Source organism: Xanthomonas sp. PPL134 (assembly GCF_040595915.1).
Classification (GTDB): Bacteria; Pseudomonadota; Gammaproteobacteria; order Xanthomonadales; family Xanthomonadaceae; genus Xanthomonas_A; species Xanthomonas_A indica.
The window spans coordinates 377746-401375 of sequence record NZ_JAMDLL010000002.1 but is presented as its reverse complement, the minus strand read 5'-3'; the positions used below and the strand labels follow the sequence as shown (position 1 = coordinate 401375).

Genomic DNA, 23630 nt, shown 5'->3' with positions numbered 1-23630 from the left:
TTCGATTCCAGCGTGACGTGTCGATGAAGCATGGAGATGCTGCGAAGGGGAGGGCAGCCCGACGGTAGTGGCCTCTCTGCCGAGGCCCGGTGAGGACGGCATCTGCCTGTGTGGGCCTCCACGTGGCGTGGACGAAGGCTGGTCCATCGTGCGTCACCGTCATCGAGGTGCACCATGGGAAAACCGGTCCTGTATTTCCTGCACGCCCTCGGCTCGAGCGGGCGCGAGTGGTCTTCGGTGATCGATGTTTTGCAACCGCGCTTCGACTGCATCGCACTGGATGTTCCAGGCTTCGGCACTGCGCCGGCGTTGGATCGCCCCGATGTGACCGCGCTGGTGGACTGGTTCGCAGGCGCAGTTGCGCGCGACAGGCCGAATTGCTGGTATGTGGTTGGCCACAGCATGGGTGGGAAGATCGCCACCCTGGCCGCCGCGCGCGCGCGCGATGGCATGGCCGGGCTCGCTGGCCTGGCCGGGGTCGTCCTAGTGGCCGCATCGCCGCCCGCGCCTGAGCCGATGGACGAATCCCGGCGGCAGACCATGTTGTCCTGGTTCGACGGTGCCGGCCCCACGCGGCAGCAGGCCGAACAGTTCATCGACGACAACTGCGCGGCGCCGTTGCCGACATCGCCGCGTGGCGGCGCTGTCGACGATGTCCTGCGCAGCAGCGCGCGCGCATGGAACGCCTGGCTCACCCATGGCAGCCGCGAGGACTGCGCGGCGCAGGCCGGCTGCATCGACGTGCCCGCGCTCGTGGTCGCGGGCAGCGAGGACGGCGATCTCGACGAGACGGCGCAGCGGCGCTGGAACCTGCCGCATTACCGCGATGCGCACCTCACCGTGGTGGCGCAGGCAGCACACCTGATTCCCTACGAACGACCGCAGGCGCTCGCGGCGTTGATCGCCGCGCACGTCGACGGTACCGCGGCACGCCGGCTGCCCGACGACTTCGTGGCGTTGCTCAATGCCGAGCGCGTCGCCCCGACGATGCGCAAGGCGCTGCTGCATCGCCATGCCGGGCCGTCGCGTGCGGCAAAAGGCATATTGAGCGAGCGCCAGTCAGGCACGCTGGCCGCCGTGGTCGAGCGCGTTCTGGATGGTGCGGGCGACGCCCGCGATATCGCGCGCCGCATCGACGTCGATCTCGCCAAGGAGGTAGGGGACGGGTGGCGGTTTGCCGACCTGCCGCCCGACCGTCTCGCCTGGCCGATGGGGCTGGATGCGCTGGACGCGTTGTCCGGCGGCTTCGCCGCCTTGCCTGCACAGGAACAGGACGGCTGGCTGCGCGCCATCTTCCTGAGCGAGGCAGGCGACTGTCCCGCGTGCGGATGGAGCGCGGCGCAACTCGCCGCCTGGTTCGAAGACGTGCGTGCCGAGACGGTGCGTATCTGGACAAGCCTTCCGGTCACCATGGCCGCCTTGGGCTACGACGGGTTCGCCGTGGGCGGCTTGGGCGCGGGCAGCCCCGGTTACCAGGAAACCGTCGCCGATCGCCGCGAGGCCTGGCAGCTGCTGCCCAAGGCGCATCCATGAGCGTCGTATCGACTGCGGCGGTGGATGCGGTCGTGGTCGGCAGCGGCGCCGGCGGCGGTCCGCTGGCCGCGCGACTGGCGCAGGCCGGCGTCTCGGTGGTGGTGCTGGAAGCCGGCGCCGCGTTCGGCCCGGATGCGCACCGCGCGGACGAACTGGCGACGGACATCTACTGGATGGAAGAGCGCCTCAGCGGAGGGCGGACGCCGACGGCGTTCGGCCCGAACAATTCCGGTGCGGGGCTCGGCGGATCGACGCTGCACTGGGGCGCGTTCTGCCCGCGCCCGGACCCGCGCGATCTGCAACTACGCACGCAGACCAGCCAGGGCGAAGACTGGCCGATCGCGCACCAAGAACTGCTGTCCTACCTCCAGCGCGTCGAACGCTTCATCGGCGTGTCCGGGCCGGCGGTCTACCCATGGGACGGAGAGCGCTGCTATGCCTTCCCGCCTGCCCAGCGCAACGCACCCGCCGAGGCGATGGAGCGCGGCTGCCGTGCGCTCGGCATCACGGCCGCCGATGCACCGGCGGCGCTAGTCACCCGGCCGCACGAACAGCCGCACTGGGGCACGCGCGTGGCCTGCAACAACTGCGGTGCGTGTCATCAGGGCTGCAGCAATGGCGCCAAGGTCAGCGTGGACACGACCTGGCTGCCGCTGGCACGGGCGCACGGTGCGGACCTGCGCACCGATTGCCGGGTCGTCGGCATCGAGCGCAACAGCCTGGGCGCGGTCACCGGCGTCGTCTACCGGCAGGGCGAGCGCGAACTGCGCCAGCGTTGCACGGCCTTGTTTCTATGCGCCGGCGGCGTGGAAACGCCGCGCTTGCTGCTGAACCTGGGACTGGCCAACTCCAGTGGACAGGTCGGGCGCAATTTCATGGCACATGTCGCGACCCAGGTCTGGGGCACGTTCGACATGGACATGCGCATGAACCGCGGCTACCCCTCCTCGCTGATGAGCGAGGACATGCTGCGCCCCGCGCAGGCCGAGTTTGCCGGCGGCTATCTGATCCAGAGCCTGGGCGTGCAGCCGGTGACGCTCGCCAACACGCTGGCGCGCGGTGCCGGCCGCTGGGGCGCGGCGCTGGTGCGGACCATGACGCGCTACAACCGCCTGGCCGGCATCGGCATCAATGGCGAATGCCTGCCGCAGGACACCAATCGCCTGACGCTCGCCGACGAGTGCGATGCCTTCGGCCTGCGCAAGGCGCGGGTCGACTTCAGCTACGGACCCAACGAACAGGCGATCGATGCCCACGCCAGACGCACGCTGCAGGCGATCTGGGAGGCGGCCGGCGCCCAGGACATCTTCGCCGCCGCGCGCTCGGCACACACGCTCGGCACCTGTCGCATGGGCCGCGATCCCGCGCAGGCCGTGGTCGATCCGGATGGCCGTTCGTTCGACATCGGCAATCTCTACGTCTGCGACAACTCGGTCTTCCCCAGCGCATTGGCGGCCAATCCGGCCCTGACACAGATGGCACTCGGCTTGCGCACCGCCGAGCGGTTTCTCGCGCACTAGGCGATTGCTTCCCCTTCACCCAACGAGGAAAACGACATGGACCTTGGAATCAACCATCGGACTGCCCTGATCAGTGGCGCCGACTCGGGCATGGGCAAGGAAACCGCCCGCCAACTGCTGCAGGCCGGCGTGCGTGTGGCGATCACCGACCGTGCGGACGGCACGCTCGATCAGGCGCTGTCCGAGCTGTCGGGCCTGGGCGAGGTGATCGCCGTGGCGGGCGATGTGACGCGTGCGAACGATGTCGCGGACATCTGGGCGCAGGTCCGGGCACAGCTGGGCGATCCGGATATCTACGTCAATGCGGCCGGCGTCACCGGGGCGACCGGCGACTTCCTCGACGTGAGCGATGCGGGGTGGCTCGAAACGCTGGACATCAACCTGATGGGCGCGGTGCGGATGTGCCGCGAAGCGATTCCCGCGATGCGCCGAAACGGCTGGGGGCGGATCGTCCTGTTCGCGTCCGAGGACGCCGTGCAGCCCTATGTGGACGAACTGGCCTACTGCGCGTCGAAGGCCGGAATCCTGAGTCTGGCCAAGGGCCTGTCCAAGGCCTACGGTGGCGACAACGTGTTGGTCAACACGGTGTCGCCCGCGTTCATCCATACCCCGATGACCGACGCAATGATGCACAAGCGCGCGAAGGAAAAGGGCATGACCTTCGATGAAGCGGTGTCGTCGTTCCTGGACGAGGAACGTCCCGGCATGGTCCTCAAGCGGCGTGGCCGGCCGGAAGAAGTGGCGGCGGCGGTCGCGTTTCTGTGCTCCGAGCGCGCCAGCTTCATCAATGGCGCCGGCATCCGGGTCGATTCCGGGTCGGTGCAGACCATCGCGGGGTGAGTCGGAACGGGTCTCGGGACAAAGGAGATGCTCCTGCGTGTTTCGCAGGAGCCGATGGTGGAAGCTGGAGTTTTCGGCTGCTGTTCCGTTGGCTGTCATTTTGACGCCAGCGAGCGTGATGGGGCGGGGCGCGTTTCGTTCTCTGGCAACGTGGTGTTCGTCCGGAACGTGGAGTAGAACACTGCGTGAGCGCTTTCGACGTGGCTAGCGCGACAGCAGTTTGACCTTCTGCGCCTGGAACTCGGCATCGGTGAGCAGGCCTTTCTTCCGTAGGTCGTCGAGCTTCAGCAGTTCGGCGCACAGATCGGGCTGCGCGCCGAGTGCGCGCGGCGCATCGCCGGTTGCGGCCGGCGATGCCGCGCTCGCGTTCACCTCGATTTGCATGTCTGCTCGTGGCTGCAACCCGACGGTCTCATCGGAACCTTGCGGAACTAGACGGAACTGATACTCGACGTATGGCCACTGGCCCGGTCCACCTGCGTCCACCGCTTCCATTGCCACCGGTACCGCCTGCATGTTCTTGGCGGCGGCGAACGCGTTGGCAGCGAGAAGCGCTTTGCGCTTGGTCGTTGCAGCGCTGGCGAAGATGCCGGCGTGATTCTTGACCGTCACCATCCACACGCCGGGTGACACCTGCGCAAACTCTGGCTCAACGGCCTGCGCGGTGCCGGCCAGCGCCATCCATAGCATGGGCACGAAAAGAATGCGTTTCATGGTCCTTCCTCAGCGAGTGATCGCGGGGCCTACCTGTGATGACGCGGGGTCATTGGTAGCCTCACTATGGCATGCGACCGCACGATGGTTGATCCCAGTGGCGAGCGTGGCGCTACCGTGGTGATGCCGTCCCGCGTGCTACCGGCCGGCAGCAGGCACAAAAAAAGCCGGAAACCTCGATGCGATCGGGATTCCAGCCTTGTTTGCACGTCCATGGACGTTTGGATGGTGGAGGTGGGCGGAATCGAACCGCCGTCCGAAGGCACTCCATCCCCGGCACTACATGCTTAGCTCATCGTTGGATCTCATCCCGGAACAGCACGATGTGCGAAGCGCATCCCGGGACCAGCCTGCTTGATTTAGCCAATGGCTGACAGGCAGCCACCACCGGCGATTCCGTGATAATGACCCTACGTCGCGAGCACGGACACAAGCGATTTCGGGGCTAGGCCTTAAGCGGCCAGAGCGTAGTTGTCGTCGTTGGCAACTATAAGTTTGCGGCTGGATTTACGAGGAAAGCTGCCCCCTCGGCATGCGCCAAGCGATTTTGCAACCCCCGTCGAAACCAGTGCACCCCCGGGGACAACGTCAAACGCTGACCTGCACAGTGTAGGGATCGGGGAGGGCAGTCACAAGTCTTGAGACAGACCACGCTTAAGCTGGCTTCACTGCGACGCCGGCCCCGTCACGCCGCCGTCCCCCAGGCATTCCCCAGGCATGGAGCAGCGCAATGGCAAGCAGACAGTCGCGTGGCCGCAGCAACGGGTCCGCGCCGAAGGCACCCGTCACCTCCTCTAAGTCCTCAACCGGCAAGGCGCCGGTCAAGGCGCAGGCGACATCCGCCGCCAAGCCGAGAGCGGCAGCGCGCAAGACGACAGCGGGTGGCGCGCGTGCTCCCAAGGCGCCGAAGACGGCGACGCCGGCACCGACAGCGACGAGGGCACCCGCATCGGCACGGGCCGCTGCACCGTCCCGATCCAACGTCGCGGCTTCCAGCGCCAGCAGGCCTGCCTCGGCGATGCCCGCCGCCACGCCGCCGGCCGGCAGCGCGCTGCGGCCCAAGGCCACCGGCGAAGGCTCGCTGGCGCAGGGGCAGGCACGCACGGTCGTCTACATCCATGGCATCGGCAACAAGCCGCCGGCCGAGGTACTGCGCTGCCAGTGGGACCGCGCCCTGTTCGGGCGCGCGATGGGCGAGCGCACGCGCATGGCCTACTGGGTCAATCGCGAACGCTATCCGTCGCCGGAGCCGGGCGATTGCCAGGATCAGGATCGCGGCCCGGTGTTGAACCAGGCCGAGCAGCGTGTCCTCAGCGCGCTCGGCGTGGCCCCGCAGCTGGCCGATCTACGCCAGCTCGCCGACACCTTGGCCGCCAGCGAGGTCGAGCGCGCACGGCTGCAGCAACTGCTGGACGAGGTGGAGGCAGCGGCGCCAGCGACGGCAACCGCCGACGTGCATGCGCAAGGCGTGGTCGACGTGCTCAACCGCGCGCTGCTCAAGCTGATCTCCGCGGCGCTGTTGCAGGACGTGCACGACTTCTTCTTCGTGCCGGCGCGCCGCACGCAGATGCGCGAGAGCCTGCTGCAGCGCATCCGCGCCGGTGGCGGCCCGTTCGTGGTGATCGCGCACAGCCAGGGCTCGCTGATCGCCTACGATGTGCTGCGCGAGCTGCAGCCGCAGGAGTGCGAGGTCTCGCTGCTGCTCACGCTCGGATCGCCGCTGGGGCTGCCGGTGGTGCGCAGCATGTTCAAGGAGTGGACCGGCACGCCGAAGCTGCCGTTTCCGCCTTGTGTGGCGCGCTGGGTCAACGTCGCCGAGCGGCGCGACCCGGTGGCCCTGGACGACGATCTCAGCGACGACATCGCCGATGCCGACGGGCGCTTCCACAACATCGCCGGGTCGAAGATCAACCCGGATTGGCAGCACAACCCGCATTCGGCCGCCGGCTACCTGTCCATCCCCGACGTACGGGCCGAGGTGCGGCGCGCGGTGGGAGTGGGCTTCGACCAGCCGATCGCGCATCCGGTGCTGATCAAGGACCTGTCCGACCAGTTGGAGGCGCGCGCGCCGGACTATCGGCACGAGGTGCTGATCGAGCTCGAACGATTGTCCGATGCCGGCGATGCGGCGCAGCGCAAGCTTGCGCTGATCGCGGCGCTGCGCGCGCTGACCCAGGCCTCCACCGGGCTGCAGGGCAAGGCGCTGGATGCGCAGATCGAACTGGAGGACACCCTGCAGCGCTACGTGTCGGCGCGGCTGACCCGGTTCGAGATCGAAAGCCTGCGCGAGCGCTATCGCGACCTCAACCTCAAGCGCTTGTGGCGCGATGCGGGCAAGCGCGCGCTGATCTACCAGTCGCGCAGCACGATCCAGGTGGATGCGGCGCAGGTGGCCTATCGCGCGCTCGGCGCCGGCATCGGCTGGGCGGTGCTGGACAGCGGCATCGCCGCGGCGCATCCGCATTTCCACGTCGCCGGGCAGCCACCGACCGTGCTTGCCCAATGGGACTGCACCCAGCGCAGGCGCCCACGCGCGCTGCGCCCGGGCGAGGCCGGTTTCGACGCGCTCGACGGCAACGGCCACGGCACCCACGTGGCCGGCATCATCGCCGGGCAATGCGAGGCGCCGCTGCCGGGCGCGCCGGCCACCGCACCGTTGCAGTTCGCCGGCATGGCACCGTTGGCGCGGCTCTACGGCTTGAAGGTGCTGGACGACGACGGCAACGGCCGCGACTCGTGGATCATCAAGGGCGTGCAGCAGGTGGCCGAACTCAACGAGCGTGCCGGCGAACTAGTGGTGCACGGGGTCAACCTGAGCCTGGGCGGCTACTTCGATGCGGAGAGCTACGGCTGCGGCTTCACCCCGCTGTGCAACGAACTGCGTCGGCTGTGGCGGCAGGGCGTGGTGGTGGTGATCGCGGCCGGCAACGACGGCCTGGCCTGGCTGATGCAGGGCGATGGCGAGGCCTATCCGCTGAACCTGGACCTGAGCATCGGCGACCCGGCCAACCTGGAGGAATCGCTGGCGGTGGGCTCGGTGCACAAGAGCAGCCCGCACAGCTACGGCATTTCGTATTTCTCCTCGCGCGGCCCGACGGCCGACGGCCGCTACAAGCCCGACCTGGTCGCGCCGGGCGAAAAGATCCTGTCGGCCCACCACGGCTATGCGGTCGCGGATCCGGGCACCTGGATGGTGGAGATGAGCGGCACCAGCATGGCCGCGGCGCATGTGTCCGGGCTGATCGCCGCCTTCCTGTCGGTGCGCCGCGAGTTCATCGGCGCACCGGACCGGGTCAAGCAGCTGGTGCTGGCGCAGTGCCTGGACCTGCAGCGCGATCGCTACATGCAGGGCAGTGGACTGCCGAGCTTGATGCGGATGCTTGGGGGGACGTGAGCGGGGCCGGGATGATCAGCCATTCGGCTGCTGAAAAGTTGTGATTCGGGATTGGGGATTCGCAACGGCGGATCCCTGCTGCCTCGCTTTTTCTGTAGGGGTGGCTTCAGCCGCGAGGCGGTGAAGCCGGGATTGGGGATGGGGGATTGGGATCGGGGATTCGCAACAACCGTTCCTAGGCCGCATCGTCTTTCATTCGAGAATCTGCTTGCGCCGCGATGATTGAAAGCCAAAGCTTCAGGAGCGGTGCTTGAGACGGCTGGGTGCCCTGTACGGCGGGCGCTTTGGAATCATGTCGAGATTCCGGCGTCACCGCGTCGCGGCTGAAGCCGCTCCTACAAGGGGTTGATGCGCTACGGGGGCTCTTGCGGCTGCCGAAATTTCCGCGTGCTGCGCTGCGCGTGCGGCTGAGTTGGTGTGCCAGGGAGTTGCCTTCGCGACTCCCCAATCCCCAATCCCCAATCCCGGCCTCAGCGCCTCGCGGCTGAAGCCGTTGCTACGGGAGAGGCGAGGCGGTAGGAACGCGGGAGGCGCGCGGGGAAGCCGCCCCTGCGAATCCCCAATCCCGAATCCCCGGCTTTTCAGCAGCCGGATGGCTGATCATCTCAGCCCTCAGGCATTCTTGTTGTGCCGGCGCATGATCCGTTGCTTGTCGCGGGCCCAGTCGCGGTCCTTGGCCGCGTTGCGCTTGTCGTGGTCCTGCTTGCCCTTGGCCAGCGCGATCTCGAGCTTGATCTTGTTCTTGCTCCAGTACATCGCGGTGGGCACGAGGGTGTAGCCGTCGCGTTCGACGCGGCCGATCAGCTTGTCGATCTCGTTCCGGTGCAGCAGCAGCTTGCGCGTGCGCCGGTCGTCGGCGACCACATGGGTGGAGGCCTGGATCAATGGAGTGATCTGCGCGCCGAACAGGAACAGTTCGCCCTGGCGCACGAAGGCGTAGCTCTCGCCGATGTTGGCGCGGCCGGCGCGGATCGACTTCACCTCCCAGCCCTGCAGGGCCAGGCCGGCCTCGTAGCGGTCCTCCAGGTGGTATTCGTGGCGCGCGCGCTTGTTCAGGGCGATGGTCTTGTTGGCCGTCGCGCCGTTTGCTTTATCCTTGACGGGTTTCTTGCTCATCTTGCTATTGTCTCCGATTCGGGGCCTCCCGAACGTCTTGGTCCCACTTCCCGTCCGAATGCCTATCATCCGCCGCAGCGCTCTGGTCGAACACGCCGCAACGCGCATGTTCGATCTGGTCAACGACGTCGCCGCCTATCCGCGCCGGTTCGCCTGGTGCGATGCGGCCCATATCCTCGAGCAGAACGACCGCGTCCTGGTGGCACGGCTGGACCTGGGGCTGGGCTCGTTCCGCACCTGGTTCACCACCGAGAACAGCCTGCAGCGCCCGGACCGCATCGATATGCAGCTGCGCGACGGCCCGTTCAAGCGCCTGCAGGGGCAGTGGACCTTCCAGGGCTTCAACGAGCACGCCAGCAAGGTCAGCCTGATGCTCGACTTCGAACCGGCCTCGCGCCTGCTGGGGCCGGCACTGGCGCTGGGCTTCCAGAGCCTGGCCGACCGCATGGTCAACGACTTCGTGCGCGTGGCCGACCGGGAACAGGCCTAGCCGCCGTGCGGATCGAGGTGGTGCTGGCCTGGCCGGAGCGTTTCGTGTCGCAGCGGCTGGACCTGCCGGAGGGCGCGACGGTGGCCGATGCGCTGGCCGCTGCTGCGTTGCCCGAGGCGACGCCCGGCATGCCGTGCGCGGTCTATGGCGAGGTCGCCGCACCGACGCGGCTGCTGCAGGACGGGGACCGGGTGGAACTGCTCAGGCCGCTGCTGATCGATCCCAAGGACGCCAGACGCCGCCGCGCCAAGCCGCGCTGAGCGGCCGGGCGTGACGCGGCCGCTGGCTCATTCGCCGCGGCGCTGCTTCTTCTTGTCCTTGGCCAGGTTGCGGCCGAACTGGCGCACGCTGTTCTTGGCCAGCTCTTCGTCCTGATCCGGGAAATAGTCGCCTTCCCAGCGGGTGACCATGTCGTTGTCGAAGAACACCACGAAGTTCTTGATCTCGGTATGGCCCAGACGATCGACACGCTCGGTGGAGGTGTAGTCCCAGCGCTGCGCGTGGAACGGATCCGGAATCGAGGGACTGCCGAGCAGCGCGCTGACCTGCTGCTTGCTCTGTCCGACCTTGAGCTGCTCCACGGCCGACGGCTTGATCAGATTGCCCTGGTAGATGGGCTGCTTGTAAATGATGCCGCAGCCAGCGGTGGACAGGGCAACAGCGGCGACCAGCAGGAGATTGCGCATCGGGGACATGGCTGAATGAAATCGCGTCGATGATACACTCCCGGCGACCGCCGCGACCCATTCCCAGGCAGCTGGCGATAAACCAGCTATGAACGGAGACGCCATGGAATCCCACGATCTGCGCAAAGTCGGCCTGAAGGTCACGCACCCCCGGATGCGCATCCTCGAGCTGCTGGAGCAGAAATCGGCGCGGCACCACATGACCGCCGAGGAGATCTATCGGCAGTTGCTGGACCACGGCGACGAGATCGGCCTGGCCACGGTGTACCGGGTGCTGACCCAGTTCGAGGCGGCCGGGCTGGTGCTCAAGCACAACTTCGAGGGCGGCCAGGCGGTGTACGAACTGGACCGCGGCGGCCACCACGATCACATGGTGGACGTGGATACCGGCAAGATCATCGAGTTCGAAAGCGCGGAAATCGAGGAATTGCAGCGCAAGATCGCTGCCGATCACGGCTACGAGCTGGAAGAACACTCGCTGGTGCTGTACGTGCGCAGCAAGCGGCCCAGCGGCAAGAAGGGTTGAGTTCCGCCGCCGGGTGAACCCGGTCCGCGTGTGGCCCCTCCTTGTGCGCCAGATGCGCGAGGGCTTCGCCACGGACCCTCACCCCAACCCCTCTCCCGGCGGGAGAGGGGCTACTGCTTCTCCCTTCTCCCATCGGGAGAAGGTGCCCCGCAGTGGCGGATGAGGGTGCGGGTGGCGCCGCGTGGATCACGTCAGCGGGTCGCTCCGCGCCGTACCCTCACTCCAACCCCTCTCCCGTTGGGAGAGGGGCTAAAGCTTTCCCCTTCTCCCATCGGGAGAAGGTGCCCCGCAGGGGCGGATGAGGGGCCGGGTGGCGGCCGCGTGGATCACGTCGGCGGGTCGCTTCGCGCCGAACCCTCACCCCAACCCCTCTCCCGGCGGGAGAGGGGCTTGTTGATGCTCGCGGTTTAGCTGCATTGGCGGCTGGGGCTGTGCCGCTTTGTGATCCGATCCAGATTGCCCATGTGGGTCGGGGCAGTTTGGCCCAGCGGTGCCGCGTGCGATGGCCGCGGCTCAGCCCGCGTTGAGCAGCAGCCGCTTGGCCGCGGCGCGGGCTTCCTTGCTGACCTCGACGCCGCCCAGCATCCGGGCCAGTTCTTCCTCGCGCTGGCGCGGGGCCAGCAGTTCCACCGAACTCTGGGTCATGCCCTCGACCGGTGCCTTGCTGACCCGGTAATGGGCGTGGCCCTGGGCGGCGACCTGCGGCAGGTGGGTCACGCACAGCACCTGGCGCTGCTCGCCGAGGGCGCGCAGCTTCTTGCCGACGATGTCGGCGACGGCGCCGCCGATGCCCGAGTCCACTTCGTCGAAGACCATGGTCGGCACCGCGTCCAGGCCCAGCGCGGCGACCTCGATCGCCAGCGAGATGCGCGACAGTTCGCCGCCGGAGGCGACCTTGCGCAGGGCGCGCGGCGGCTGCCCGGCGTTGGCGGCGACCAGGAACTCGACCCGCTCGGCGCCAGCCGGGTCCGGCCGTTCGGTGTCGTGCGGCTCGAGCTGGATCAGGAAGCGGCCGCCGCCCATGCCCAGTTCGCCGATCAGGGCGGTGGTATCGCGCGACAGCGCCTGCGCGCCGCGGTCGCGGGTGGCGGTCAGGGCGGCCGCGGCGTCGCGCCAGGCCCGGGTGGCCTGGGCGATCTCGGCGTCGAGCACGTCCAGCCGCTCGCCGGCACCGCGCAGGCTCTCCACCTCGGCCAACAGGGCGTCGCGGTGCCCGGCCAGCGCGTCCACCCCGATCCGGTGCTTGCGGGCCAGGTCGTGCAGGCGGCCGAGCTTGCGTTCCATCTCCTCGAACTGCGCCGGGTCGGCGTCCAGGTCGTCGCGGACCCGGTCGATCAGCGCCAGGGCTTCTTCCAGCTGGATGCCGGCGCTGTCGATCAGCGCCTGCACCTCGGCCAGGCGCGGGTCGTACTCGCCGACCTTGCCAAGTTCGTGGCGGGTCTGCTGCAACAGGTCCAGCACCGCCGGCGCCTCGTCGCCGTTGAGCCGCTGCGCCGCGCCCTCGCAGGCGCCGATCAGCGCGGCGGCGTGGGCCTGGCGGCGGTGGTTGGCATCCAGGGCAGCGATCGCCGCCGGGTCCAGGTCCTCGCGCTGCAGTTCGGCCAACTGGTGCTGCAGGAAACCGATGCGGTCGCTGACGTCGCCCTGCGCCAGCAGGGTCTCGCGCTCGCTGAGCAGGCCCTGCCAGCGGGCTGCGGCGGCGCGCACCGCGGCGCGTTCGGCCTCGTTGCGGGCGTAGGCGTCGAGCAGGCCGAGCTGGCTGCCGCGCGAGAGCAGGGCCTGGTGTTCGTGCTGGCCGTGGATCTCGACCAGGTGGCCGGCCAGTTCGGCCAGTTGCGACAGGGTCACCGGGCGCCCGTTGATCCAGGCGCGGGAGCCGCCGTCGGCACGGATCACCCGGCGCAGCTGGCACTGTTCCTCGTCGTCGAGTTCGTTCTCGCGCAGCCAGGCGCGGGCCTGGGCGGGGGCGACGAACTCGGCCGACAGTTCGGCGCGGTCGGCGCCGTGGCGGACCACGCCGCTGTCGGCGCGCAGCCCGGACAGGAAGCCGAGCGCGTCCACCATCAGCGACTTGCCGGCGCCGGTTTCGCCGGACACCACGGTCATGCCGGGGCCGAATTCCAGTTCGGTGCCGCGTACAACGGCGAAATCCTTGATCGAGAGATGTCTGAGCATGGGGTCTGCATCCGGAGCCGCGCAACGCTAGCACGCGCGGGTAGGTGGGCCAATGACTTGCCAAGCCGGCGTGCAGACATTATCTAAGGACCAGTCTCACGGGTTGATTCCATGCGCGCTTCCCCGGTCCATTCCAGCCTCGATCCGCGTGCCCGGCAGCTGCTGCGCACGCTGATCTCGCGCTACATCCGCGACGGCGAGCCGGTCGGCTCGCAGACCCTGGCCCGGCACGCCGGGCTGGACGTGAGCCCGGCGACGATCCGCAACATCCTGGCCGACCTGGAGGACGCCGGGCTGCTCAGCTCGCCGCACACCTCGGCCGGGCGCGTGCCCACCGCCACCGGCTACCGGGTGTTCGTCGACAGCCTGGTGCAGATGCGTCCGCCGGCCGAGGGCGAGGTGGCGCGGTTGCGCGCGGAGATGGCCAATGCCGCCGGCACCCAGGCGCTGCTCGGCAGCGCCTCGGAACTGCTGTCGGCCATGACCCACTTCGTCGGCGTGGTCAGCGCGCCCAAGCGCGAGCAGTTCGCGTTCCGGCACATCGACTTCGTGCCGCTGGACGCGCGGCGGGTGCTGGCGATCCTGGTGTTCGCCGACAACGAGGTGCAGAACCGGGTGATCGAGCCGCGCAAGGCCTACGAGCCGGCCGAGCTGGAGCGGGTGGCCAACTACCTGAACCGGCATTTCGCCGGGCGCGCGCTGGCCGACATCCGCGCCAGCCTGCTGCGCGACCTGCGCCATGCGCGCGACGAGATGGAGCAGCTGCTGGCGCACAGCGTCGAACTGGCCGAGCAGGCGTTGGCCCCGGCCGGCGACGACATGGTGCTGGCCGGGCAGACCAAGCTGATGGGCGTGCAGGACCTGTCGGACCTGGAGCGGCTGCGCGAACTGTTCGAGGTCTTCGCCAGCAAGCGCGAGATCCTGCAACTGCTCGAGCGCACCATCCGCGCGCCCGGCGTGCGCATCTTCATCGGCGAGGAGACCGGCATGGTGCCGCTGGAGAGCGTGTCGCTGGTCACCGCCCCGTACATGGCCGGCGGCCAGGTGCTGGGCGTGCTGGGCGTGATCGGTCCCAAGCGCATGGACTACGACCGGGTCATTCCCCTGGTGCAGACCGCCGCCGACGTCCTCGGCGCCCGCCTGGACCCGTCCCCGCCCGGCGACCGCTGAGCCACGCGCACGGGGCGCCGCCGCGCCATTCGTCAGCCGGCGGTCCCGCCGCGCCACGCCAATCCCCAATCCCGACGCCCATCCCCGGATTCACTTGAATCCGCCCGCACCGCCCACATAGGTGGTCCGGTAAGGCGGGACGCACCCCGCCAGGGACACGGACATGACGCAAGAGCACCCTGAATTCGATTCCGAACACCTGACCGAGGCGCAGCAGCCCTCGACCGATCCGCTGCAGGCGGAAGTGGAGACGCTGCGCAGCGAGCTGGCCCTGGTCAAGGCCGACGCCCTGCGCGAGCGGGCCGACCTGGAGAACCAGCGCAAGCGCATCGCCCGCGACGTGGAGCAGGCGCGCAAGTTCGCCAACGAGCGCCTGCTCGGCGACCTGTTGCCGGTGTTCGACAGTCTGGACGCGGGGCTGACCGCCGCCGGCAGCGAGCCCAGCCCGCTGCGCGACGGCCTGGAGCTGACCTACAAGCAGTTGCTCAAGGTCGCCGCCGACAACGGCCTGACCCTGCTCGACCCGACCGGCGAGCCCTTCAACCCGGAGCATCACCAGGCGATCAGCCAGGCCGAGGCCGAGGGCGTCGCCCCGGGCCACGTGATCCAGGTGTTCCAGAAGGGCTACCTGCTCAACGAGCGCCTGCTGCGGCCGGCGCTGGTGGTGGTGGCCAAGCACGATTGAGCGGGCCGGCCGCCCGCGCCTGAACCCGGCGCGGCGGCAGTGGAACGCTAATTTGCGGCGATGGCTTGAATGACCTGCAGCCATCCCTATATCCGAATCAGAATCCCGGCACTGGCCGGCTACACGACCTTTCAGGAGTCATTGCAATGGGCAAGATCATCGGCATCGACCTGGGCACGACCAACTCGTGCGTGGCGATCATGGACGGCGGCAAGGCCCGCGTCATCGAGAATTCCGAGGGTGACCGCACCACGCCTTCGATCGTCGCCTACACCAAGGACGGCGAAGTGCTGGTGGGCGCCTCGGCCAAGCGCCAGGCCGTCACCAACCCCAAGAACACCTTCTACGCGGTCAAGCGCCTGATCGGCCGCAAGTTCACCGACGCCGAAGTCCAGAAGGACATCGGCCTGGTCCCGTACGGCATCGTCCAGCACGACAACGGCGACGCCTGGGTGGCGACCGCCGACGGCCGCAAGCTGGCCCCGCAGGAAATCTCCGCCCAGGTGCTGGAGAAGATGAAGAAGACCGCCGAGGCATTCCTGGGCGAGACCGTCACCGAGGCGGTCATCACCGTGCCGGCGTACTTCAACGACAGCCAGCGCCAGGCGACCAAGGACGCTGGCCGTATCGCCGGCCTGGACGTCAAGCGCATCATCAACGAGCCGACCGCCGCGGCGCTGGCCTACGGCCTGGACAAGGGCCAGGGCGGCGATCGCAAGATCGCGGTGTACGACCTGGGCGGCGGCACCTTCGACGTGTCGATCATCGAGATCGCCAACGTCGACGGCGAGAAGCAGTTCGAAGTGCTGGCCACCAACGGCGACACCTTCCTGGGCGGCGAAGACTTCGACAAGCGCGTCATCGACTACCTCGTCGAAGAATTCAACAAGGACCAGGGCATCGACCTGCGCAAGGATCCGCTGGCGCTGCAGCGCCTGAAGGACGCCGCCGAGCGTGCCAAGATCGAGCTGTCGTCCTCGCAGCAGACCGAAGTCAACCTGCCGTACGTCACCGCCGACGCGTCGGGCCCGAAGCACCTCAACATCAAGCTGACCCGGGCCAAGCTCGAGGCGCTGGTGGAGGAACTGGTCAAGCGCACCATCGATCCGTGCCGCACCGCGCTGAACGACGCCGGCCTGCGCGCCAGCGACATCACCGAGGTGATCCTGGTCGGTGGCCAGACCCGCATGCCGAAGGTGCAGCAGGCCGTGGCCGAGTTCTTCGGCAAGGAGCCGCGCAAGGACGTCAACCCCGACGAGGCCGTGGCGCTGGGCGCTGCGATCCAGGGCGGCGTGCTGGCCGGCGACGTCAAGGACGTGCTGCTGCTCGACGTGACCCCGCTGAGCCTGGGCATCGAGACCCTGGGTGGCGTGTTCACCAAGATCATCGAGAAGAACACCACCATCCCGACCAAGGCCTCGCAGGTGTTCTCCACCGCAGAGGACAACCAGTCGGCGGTGACCGTGCACGTGCTGCAGGGCGAGCGCGAACAGGCCCGCTACAACAAGTCGCTGGCCAAGTTCGACCTGTCCGGCATCGAGCCGGCGCCGCGCGGCCTGCCGCAGGTGGAGGTGTCCTTCGACATCGACGCCAACGGCATCCTGCACGTGTCGGCCAAGGACAAGAAGACCAACAAGGAACAGAAGGTCGAGATCAAGGCCGGTTCGGGTCTGTCGGACGATGAGATCCAGCGGATGGTCGCCGATGCGGAAGCCAACCGCGAGGAAGACAAGAAGTTCCACGAGCTGGTGCAGGCGCGCAACCAGGCCGACGGCCTGATCCACGCCACCCGCAGCGCGATCACCGAGCACGGCAGCAAGGTCGGCGGCGACGTGATCGGCAAGGTCGAGTCGGCGCTGGCGGATCTGGAAACCGCGATGAAGGGCGACGACAAGGGCCAGATCGAGGCCAAGACCAAGGCGCTGGAAGAGGCCGGTCAGTCGCTGTACGCGGCCGCGGCGGCGGGCGAGCAGCAGCCAGGCGGCAACGCCGGCGGCGCGCATGCGTCCTCGGCCCCGTCCGACGACGTGGTGGACGCCGAGTTCACCGAGGTCAAGGACGACAAGAAGGCGTGACCCAGCTGTAGGGAATCGGTTTTCGAAGGAGCGGTGCTCAGGCTCCGCTCCTTCGCCGTTTAAGGTTCCCGGTTTCAACGCCGCTATGACGTATCGCCAAAGGATGCCCGTTTTGAACCATTCCCCATTCTCCACCGCCTATTCCCAGCTATGAGCAAACGCGACTATTACGAAGTGCTGGGTGTGGCCCGCACCGCCAGCGACGACGAGCTGAAGAAGGCCTATCGCCGTTGCGCGATGAAGTACCACCCGGACCGCAATCCCGGCGACCAAGCCGCCGAGGCCGCGTTCAAGGAATGCAAGGAAGCCTATGAGGTGCTGTCCGACGGCAACCGCCGGCGCATGTACGACGCGCACGGCCACGCCGCGTTCGAGCACGGCATGGGCGGCATGGGCGGCGGCCCTGGCGGCCCGGACATGGGCGACATCTTCGGCGACATCTTCGGCAACATCTTCGGTGGTGCCGGCGGTGGCGGGCGTGCGCCGCGGCGTGGTGCCGACATCGGCTACGTGCTGGAGCTGGACCTGGAAGAAGCGGTGGCCGGCATCGAGCGCCGCATCGAGATCCCGACCCTGAGCGAATGCGAGCATTGCCACGGCAGCGGCTCGGAGGACGGCAAGGTCGAGACCTGCGTCACCTGCCACGGGCGCGGCCAGGTGCGTATCCAGCGCGGCATCTTCGCCATGCAGCAGACCTGTCCGCATTGCGCCGGCCGCGGCCAGATCGTGCAGAACCCGTGCGGCGTCTGCCACGGCGCCGGGCGTGTGGAAGAGACCAAGGTGCTGTCGGTGAAGATTCCCGCCGGCGTCGACAACGGCGACCGCATCCGCCTGTCGGGCGAGGGCGAGGCCGGTCCGGCCGGTACGCCGCCGGGCGATCTGTACGTGGAAGTGCGGGTGCGCGAGCATGCGATCTTCCAGCGCGACGGCGACGACCTGCACTGCGAGGTACCGATCCGCATCTCGCAGGCGGCGCTGGGCGACACCGTCCGCGTGGCCACCCTGGGCGGCGAGGCGGAGATCCGCATCCCGGCCGAAACCCAGACCGGCAAGCTGTTCCGCCTGCGCGGCAAGGGCGTGCGCTCGGTGCGCAGCCGCAGCGAAGGCGATCTGTACTGCCGGGTGGTGGTGGAGACGCCGATCAACCTCACCGCCGACCAGCGCAAGCTGCTGGAGCAGTTCGAGTCCACCTTCACCGGCGAGGACGCGCGCAAGCATTCGCCGAAGTCGGCGACCTTCATCGATGGAGTGAAGGGGTTCTGGGACCGGATGACGTCGTAAGGCCGGGATTGAGGATTCGGGATGACCGGTCTGCGGCTGTTGGAAGCCGGGATTGAAATTCGGGATTCGGGGTGACCAGCCTGCGGCTGCTGAAAGCCGGGATTGGGAATTCGGGATTCGGGATTCGGGATGACCAGCCTGCGGCTGTTGAAAGCCGGGTTCGGGATTTTCCAAGCGTTCCTGGTCGCTGCCAGGCTTTTTGTGGGAGGGGCTTCAGCCGCGACGCGTTATCGTCGAACGCGTCGGAGCGCCGCAGCTGAGGCCGTTGTTGCTTAAAGCCTTGCAACACGCCGGCATGCGCGCATCCCGAGCGCCCGTGTGCCGGCGCTACACTACGGCGATGAACGACGCTTCCGCAAAGAGTTCCGCCGCCGCCAGTCATCTGATCCATGGCCGTCGCCAACGGCCCGACGGGCCGGTGCCGGTCGACGTCATCTCCGTGCAGTCGCAGCTCGTCTACGGCCACGCCGGCAACAGTGCGGCGGTACCGCCGATGCGCGCGTTGGGCCTGCGCGTGGCCGAGATCCCGACCACGCTGCTGAGCAATGCGCCGTTCTACGCCACGCTGCGCGGCAAGGTGCTGCCCTCGGACTGGTTCGCCGACCTGCTGCTCGGCGCCAGCGAACGCGGCCTGCCGCAACGTGCGCGCATGCTGGTGTCCGGCTACTTCGGCAGCGTCGGCAACGGCGCCGCCTTCGCCGACTGGCTCGACGCCACGCTGCCGCAGTGCCCCACGCTGCGCTACTGCCTGGACCCGGTGATCGGCGATACGCACACCGGCCCTTACGTGGAACCGGGCCTGGAAACGATCTTCGCCGAGCGCCTGTTGCCGCACGCGTGGCTGGTGACGCCGAACGCCTTCGAACTCGGCCGCCTGACCGGCATGCCGGCGCTGGCCCAGGACGAGGCGATCGCCGCCGCGCGCATGTTGCTGGCGCGCGGCCCGGAGTGGGTGCTCGCGCATAGTGTCAGTGGTGATGCCGGGCAACTGGTGACGCTGGCGGTGAGCCGCGAGGCGGTCTACCGCTGGTGCTCGCCATTGCTGCCGGTGGACGTGGCCGGCACCGGCGATGTACTGATGGCGCTGCTGGTGGCCTTCCTGCTGCGCGGCGACAGCTTCGAGGCGGCGATCGGCCGCGCCATCGCTGGCGTGCATGCGGCGCTGGAGGCGACCCTGGCCGCGGACGTGGAAGAACTGGACGTGCTGGCGGCGGCGCCGGCCGCGCTGGCCACGCCGCTGCGCTTCGTCGCCGAGCGCCTGGCGTGAGCCTGCGCCCGGTCGTCGGCATCGTCGGCAGCGCCGGCGCCTATGGCCGCTGGCTGAGCCGCTTCTTCCGCGAGCGCATGCAACTGCAGGTGATCGGCCACGATCCGGCCGACCCGCAGTCGCTGGCGCCGGAGGCGCTGCTGCAACAGGCGCAGGTGCTGATCTTCTCCGCCCCGATCCGGCACACGCCGGCGTTGATCGGCGAATACGTGCAGAATGCCGGCGGGCGCGAGCGCGGCCAGTTGTGGCTGGACGTCACCTCGGTCAAGGCCGAGCCGGTGGCGGCGATGCTGGCCTCGCAGGCGGAGGTGGCCGGCCTGCACCCGATGACCGCGCCGCCGAAGTCGCCGACGCTCAAAGGCCGCGTGCTGGTGGTGTGCGAAGCGCGGGTGGCGCAGTGGCAGCCCTGGCTGCAACAGCTGTACGCGGCGCTGGAAGGCGAGTGCGTGCGCACCACGCCCGAGCACCACGACCGGGTGATGGCCCTGGTGCAGGCGATGGTCCACGCCACCCATCTGGCCCAGGCCGGGGTGCTGCGCGAGCATGCGCCGGCGCTGGGGCCGCTGCAGGCCCTGCTGCCGTACCGCTCGGCCTCGTTCGAGCTGGACACCGCGATCATCGCGCGCATCCTGGCCTTGAATCCGGCCATCTACGAAGACATCCAGTTCGGCAATCCGCATGTCGGCGACGTGCTGGAAGGACTGATCGTGCAATTGTCGCGGCTGCGTGCGCAGGTCGGCCGTGGCGACGATGCGGCGCGCGCGCAGTTCCGCGCCGAGTTCCTCGACGCCAACCGGCAGGCGCTGGGCGAGGCGGCGATCGCGCAGGGCAACTACAGCTACGAGCGGGTGGGTTACCTGCTGGCCGATCTGACCGAGCAGTCCACGCTCAGCGTGTATCTGCCGGAAGACCGCGCCGGCTCGCTGCGCGCGCTGCTACACGTGTTCGAGCGCCACGGCGTCAACCTGGCCTCGATCCATTCCTCGCGCACGCAGGCGGGCGAGCTGCATTTCCGGCTCGGCTTCGATCCGGCCAGCGATGTTGCAGCGGTGCGTGCAGCGGCGGCGGACATCGATGCCAGCGGGATCGGGCGGGTGCTTGCGGGTTGAGTGGCGCGGCGCTTACCGATTGCGCGGTTTCTCGGGTTCGTGGTCGCGGCTGAAGCCGCTCCTACCAAGGCATAGAGACCCGTGTAGGAGCGGCTTCAGCCGCGACCGCACAGCCTTAAACCCACGGGATCACCCGACGGACAACCACCGCAATTCATCCACAGCGCATGTGGATGGCCGCTGCACAAACATGTGGATAACCGTTGGCGCGCCTTGCGTGGCAAGCCTGTTAAGAGGTGTGGTGAAAAATTCACCAGTGCGCCGCCAGTGCCCCGAACGCCAGTGGCGATGACAGGGCACAGCGACGATCCATCGCCGTGGCGCTAGACCGCGGTCAAGGTCAACTCGCCGCCGGTGGTGACGAACTGCTGGCCGCGGCGGATCAGCTTGCGGCCGTCGGCCAGTTCGTAGCGCAATCCGCTGTCCGCGTGCGGATCGTGCTGCGCCTGCTGCTGGCGCGGCGCATCGTCCTGGAACTCGGTGATCAGATAGGCCTCGCCGTCGGGACCGAGGGCAGGCAATTGGCGAAAGGACATCGGGAGCCTCCTGTCGAACGCTGCATCGAATGCGGGACGCCGGCACGGCGGCCGCGACATGCGCGGACCGCGGCAGACGCGGATCGACCGTAGTCCCGCGGTCGTTAGCGCGGCGTGCTCAGTCGATGAACTGCAGGCGAGCGAGTTCGGCGTACAGCCCGCCCTGCGCCAGCAGCTCGGCGTGGGTGCCCTGGGCGACGATGCGACCGTGGTCCATCACCACGATGCGGTCGGCCTTGAGTACGGTGGCCAGGCGGTGCGCGATCACCAGGGTGGTGCGCCCGGCCATCAGCCGCTCCAGCGCCTGCTGCACGGCGTTTTCGCTCTGCGCGTCCAGGGCGCTGGTGGCCTCGTCCAGCAGCAGGATCGGCGCGTCCTTGAGCACGGCGCGGGCGATGGCGATGCGCTGCTGCTGGCCGCCGGACAGGCGCGCGCCGCGCTCGCCCAGTTCGCTGGCGTAGCCGTCGGGCAACTGCCGCAGGAACGCGTCGGCTTCGGCCGCGCGCGCCGCGGCCTCGACCTCGGCCTCGCTGGCCTCGAGCCGGCCGTAGCGGATGTTGTCGGCGGCGCTGGCGGCGAACAGGGTGGGGTGCTGCGGCACCAGTCCGATCGCTGAGCGCAGCTGCGACGGGTCGAGCGTGCGCAGGTCCAGGCCGTCCACCTGCACGCTGCCGGAGTGCGGATCGTGGAAGCGCATCAGCAGCGCCAGCACCGTGCTCTTGCCGGCGCCGGAGGGACCGACCAGGGCCACGCTCTCGCCAGGCCGCACGTGCAGGTCGAAGCCGTCCAGCGCCGGGTGATCGGGGCGCTGCGGGTAGCGGAAGCTGACGTTGTCGAAACGCACCTCGCCGCGCAGCGGCTGCGGCAACGCACGCGGCTGCGCCGGCGCGACCACCTCGGGACGTTCCTGGAACAGTTCGGCGATGCGGCCCATGCCGCCGGCCGCGCGCTGCAGATCGTTCCAGACCTCGGCCAGCGAGGCGACCGAGCCGCCGCCGAACATCGCGTACAGCACGAACTGGCCGAGCGCGCCGGCGCTGAGTTCGCCCGCGGCGACCTCGTGCGCGCCGAACCACAGCACCAGCACGATGGCCCCGAAGATCAGCACGATGGCCGCGGCGGTAATCAGCGCCTGCGCGCCGACCCGGCGCCGCGCCACCGCCACGGTCTGCGCCAGCGCCTCGCCGAAGCGGCCGCGTTCGTAGCCTTCGCGCGCATATGCCTGCACCGTGCGCACCGCGCCCAGGGTCTCGGCGGCCAGGGTATTGGCGTCGGCGACGCGGTCCTGGCTGGCGCGCGAGATCTTCTGCAGGCGGCGCGCGCCGAGCACGATCGGCAGCACCGCCAGCGGGATGCCGAGCAGGGTGTAGGCGGCCAGGTGCGGGCTGGTCACGCACAGCATCACCACGCTGCCGATCGCGGTGACCGTGCTGCGCAGCGCCACCGACATGGTGCTGCCGATGACCCCGCGCAGCAGTTCGCTGTCGGCGGACAGGCGCGAGACCAGTTCGCCGCTGCGGTTGCGGTCGTGGAAGCCGGCATGCAGGCCGATCAGGTGCGTGTACAGGCGTTCGCGCAGGTCGGCGACGACTTTCTCGCCGAGCAGGGACACGAAGTAGAAGCGCGTGGCGGTGGCCACCGCCAGCACCAGCGCGACCGCGAACAGCAGGGCGAAGGACTGGTTGATGCGGCTGCTGTCGCTGAAACCGTGGTCGATCATCTGCCGCACCGCCACCGGCAGGCTCAACGTGGCGCTGGAGGAGATCGCCAGCGCCACCAGCCAGGCGATCAGCAGGCCGCGACGGCGACGCACGAACGGCCACAGGGTGCGCAGGCTGCCGAGTCTGCGCAGCGACTTGGCCTGGTCGGCCGGCGGGGTGTTCATGCGGGGGCGGGTTCCGAACAGCGGACCCGATTGCGAGTGGCGTCGCGCAGGCAGGTTTTCAAGGCGTCGACGCGATCGCGGGGCAGGCGCAGTTGCAGTTCGGCGCCGCCGGCATCGAAGCGTTCATCGAGTTTCTCCGCGGCACAGGCGCTCAGCGCGGCATGCACCGCGCCCAGGTCGTCGAAGCCACAGTGCAGGGTCAGCAGGCTCAAGGCCAGCAGCGGTTGCCGTGGCGCCAGGCGCAGGCATTCGGCGGCGCTGCCGCCGTAGGCGCGGACCAGGCCGCCGGCGCCGAGCTTGATGCCGCCGTACCAGCGCGTGACCACCACCACCACGCGGTCGAAGCCCTGGCCGTCGATCGCCGCCAGGATCGGGCGGCCGGCGGTGCCGGCAGGTTCGCCGTCGTCGCTGGACCGGTATTCGTCGCCATGGCGATACGCCCAGCAATTATGGGTGGCGTCGGCCACCGCGACCTGCTGCAGGAACGCCAGTGCCGCGCCGGCGTCGGCGATCGGCGCAGCGTGGGCCACGAAGCGGCTGTGCTTGATCTCCACGCTGTGGCTGACGGGGTGCGGGAGCGTATCGGGCATCGGCGGCATTGTAGACGAGGCGCGCCCCCGGCCCGCTG

At 68.8% G+C, this 23630-nt stretch carries 20 protein-coding genes and 1 other RNA gene; 13 read left to right on the top strand and 8 right to left on the bottom strand.

Annotation, left to right across the window (positions count from 1 at the left end):
* Positions 1 to 174 precede the first annotated feature (174 nt).
* Genes M3U25_RS07325 through M3U25_RS07315 form a run of 3 tightly spaced genes read left to right on the top strand, consistent with a single transcriptional unit; the run spans position 175 to position 3893 of the window.
* Complete coding sequence (locus M3U25_RS07325; RefSeq protein WP_242160454.1) at positions 175 to 1533, top strand: alpha/beta hydrolase; 1359 nt, start codon at positions 175 to 177, stop codon at positions 1531 to 1533.
* Complete coding sequence (locus tag M3U25_RS07320; protein ID WP_242160453.1) at positions 1530 to 3053, top strand: GMC family oxidoreductase; 1524 nt, start codon at positions 1530 to 1532, stop codon at positions 3051 to 3053. The genes M3U25_RS07325 and M3U25_RS07320 overlap by 4 nt, the downstream gene beginning before the upstream one ends.
* Positions 3054 to 3089: 36 nt before the next feature.
* Entirely contained in the window at positions 3090 to 3893 is an 804-nt protein-coding gene (locus tag M3U25_RS07315; RefSeq protein WP_355496828.1) for an SDR family oxidoreductase, read from the top strand.
* A 204-nt stretch (positions 3894 to 4097) separates the two neighbouring features.
* On the opposite strand, the gene M3U25_RS07310 is transcribed toward M3U25_RS07315, so the two are convergent.
* Together M3U25_RS07310 and ssrA are read right to left on the bottom strand one after the other, a co-directional pair.
* Positions 4098 to 4607 carry an SHOCT domain-containing protein gene (locus tag M3U25_RS07310; RefSeq protein WP_355496831.1) on the bottom strand — a complete coding sequence of 170 codons (510 nt, stop codon included), beginning with the start codon at positions 4605 to 4607 and terminating at the stop codon, positions 4098 to 4100.
* Positions 4608 to 4833: 226 nt separating this feature from the next.
* Positions 4834 to 5185, bottom strand: a transfer-messenger RNA (tmRNA) gene (gene ssrA, locus M3U25_RS07305).
* 440 nt (positions 5186 to 5625) lie between these two features.
* Here ssrA and M3U25_RS07300 point away from each other — a divergent pair.
* Positions 5626 to 8001 (top strand): S8 family peptidase, encoded by a 2376-nt coding sequence (locus M3U25_RS07300; RefSeq protein WP_355496834.1) that lies wholly within the window; start codon positions 5626 to 5628, stop codon positions 7999 to 8001.
* A 612-nt stretch (positions 8002 to 8613) separates the two neighbouring features.
* On the opposite strand, the gene smpB is transcribed toward M3U25_RS07300, so the two are convergent.
* Entirely contained in the window at positions 8614 to 9117 is a 504-nt protein-coding gene (smpB, locus tag M3U25_RS07295) for an SsrA-binding protein SmpB (protein ID WP_017908548.1), read from the bottom strand.
* Positions 9118 to 9175: 58 nt separating this feature from the next.
* Here smpB and M3U25_RS07290 point away from each other — a divergent pair, with 58 nt between their 5' ends.
* On the top strand, positions 9176 to 9607 hold the full coding sequence (locus tag M3U25_RS07290) for a ubiquinone-binding protein (RefSeq protein ID WP_026144297.1): 432 nt from the start codon (positions 9176 to 9178) through the stop codon (positions 9605 to 9607).
* A 5-nt stretch (positions 9608 to 9612) separates the two neighbouring features.
* The gene (locus tag M3U25_RS07285; RefSeq protein WP_355496839.1) at positions 9613 to 9867 is read left to right on the top strand and encodes an RnfH family protein; all 255 of its coding nucleotides are present in this window, start codon (positions 9613 to 9615) and stop codon (positions 9865 to 9867) included.
* A 27-nt stretch (positions 9868 to 9894) separates the two neighbouring features.
* On the opposite strand, the gene bamE is transcribed toward M3U25_RS07285, so the two are convergent.
* The gene (gene bamE / locus M3U25_RS07280) at positions 9895 to 10293 is read right to left on the bottom strand and encodes an outer membrane protein assembly factor BamE (RefSeq protein WP_019796584.1); all 399 of its coding nucleotides are present in this window, start codon (positions 10291 to 10293) and stop codon (positions 9895 to 9897) included.
* A gap of 103 nt (positions 10294 to 10396) precedes the next feature.
* Here bamE and fur point away from each other — a divergent pair, with 103 nt between their 5' ends.
* A complete protein-coding gene (gene fur, locus M3U25_RS07275; RefSeq protein WP_026143876.1) occupies positions 10397 to 10819 on the top strand; it encodes a ferric iron uptake transcriptional regulator in 423 nt (140 codons plus the stop codon).
* A gap of 513 nt (positions 10820 to 11332) precedes the next feature.
* On the opposite strand, the gene recN is transcribed toward fur, so the two are convergent.
* Positions 11333 to 12994: a DNA repair protein RecN gene (gene recN, locus M3U25_RS07270; protein WP_355496844.1), complete on the bottom strand. Its 1662-nt coding sequence runs from the start codon at positions 12992 to 12994 to the stop codon at positions 11333 to 11335.
* 111 nt (positions 12995 to 13105) lie between these two features.
* On the opposite strand from recN, the gene hrcA reads away from it, so the two are divergent.
* The 6 genes from hrcA (at position 13106) to M3U25_RS07240 (ending at position 20581) form a co-directional block, all read left to right on the top strand.
* Entirely contained in the window at positions 13106 to 14164 is a 1059-nt protein-coding gene (gene hrcA, locus M3U25_RS07265) for a heat-inducible transcriptional repressor HrcA (RefSeq protein ID WP_160946031.1), read from the top strand.
* A gap of 163 nt (positions 14165 to 14327) precedes the next feature.
* Positions 14328 to 14849 carry a nucleotide exchange factor GrpE gene (grpE, locus tag M3U25_RS07260; protein WP_242160448.1) on the top strand — a complete coding sequence of 174 codons (522 nt, stop codon included), beginning with the start codon at positions 14328 to 14330 and terminating at the stop codon, positions 14847 to 14849.
* Between the two features lie 146 nt (positions 14850 to 14995).
* Positions 14996 to 16924, top strand: coding sequence for a molecular chaperone DnaK (dnaK, locus tag M3U25_RS07255; RefSeq protein ID WP_355496848.1), 1929 nt, complete (start codon positions 14996 to 14998; stop codon positions 16922 to 16924).
* 150 nt (positions 16925 to 17074) lie between these two features.
* The gene (gene dnaJ / locus M3U25_RS07250; protein ID WP_355496850.1) at positions 17075 to 18205 is read left to right on the top strand and encodes a molecular chaperone DnaJ; all 1131 of its coding nucleotides are present in this window, start codon (positions 17075 to 17077) and stop codon (positions 18203 to 18205) included.
* 340 nt (positions 18206 to 18545) lie between these two features.
* Complete coding sequence (gene pdxY, locus M3U25_RS07245; RefSeq protein ID WP_355496852.1) at positions 18546 to 19472, top strand: pyridoxal kinase; 927 nt, start codon at positions 18546 to 18548, stop codon at positions 19470 to 19472.
* Positions 19469 to 20581, top strand: coding sequence for a prephenate dehydrogenase (locus tag M3U25_RS07240; protein WP_355496855.1), 1113 nt, complete (start codon positions 19469 to 19471; stop codon positions 20579 to 20581). The genes pdxY and M3U25_RS07240 overlap by 4 nt, the downstream gene beginning before the upstream one ends.
* Positions 20582 to 20904: 323 nt before the next feature.
* Here M3U25_RS07240 and M3U25_RS07235 read toward each other — a convergent pair whose 3' ends face one another.
* The 3 genes from M3U25_RS07235 to M3U25_RS07225 all read right to left on the bottom strand — a co-directional run bounded on the left by M3U25_RS07235 (position 20905) and on the right by M3U25_RS07225 (position 23592).
* A complete protein-coding gene (locus tag M3U25_RS07235; protein WP_010344257.1) occupies positions 20905 to 21117 on the bottom strand; it encodes a hypothetical protein in 213 nt (70 codons plus the stop codon).
* Positions 21118 to 21235: 118 nt separating this feature from the next.
* Complete coding sequence (locus M3U25_RS07230; protein ID WP_355496859.1) at positions 21236 to 23002, bottom strand: ABC transporter transmembrane domain-containing protein; 1767 nt, start codon at positions 23000 to 23002, stop codon at positions 21236 to 21238.
* The gene (locus M3U25_RS07225) at positions 22999 to 23592 is read right to left on the bottom strand and encodes a YigZ family protein (protein ID WP_355496862.1); all 594 of its coding nucleotides are present in this window, start codon (positions 23590 to 23592) and stop codon (positions 22999 to 23001) included. Before M3U25_RS07225 ends, M3U25_RS07230 begins: the two co-directional genes overlap by 4 nt.
* Positions 23593 to 23630: the final 38 nt, after the last annotated feature.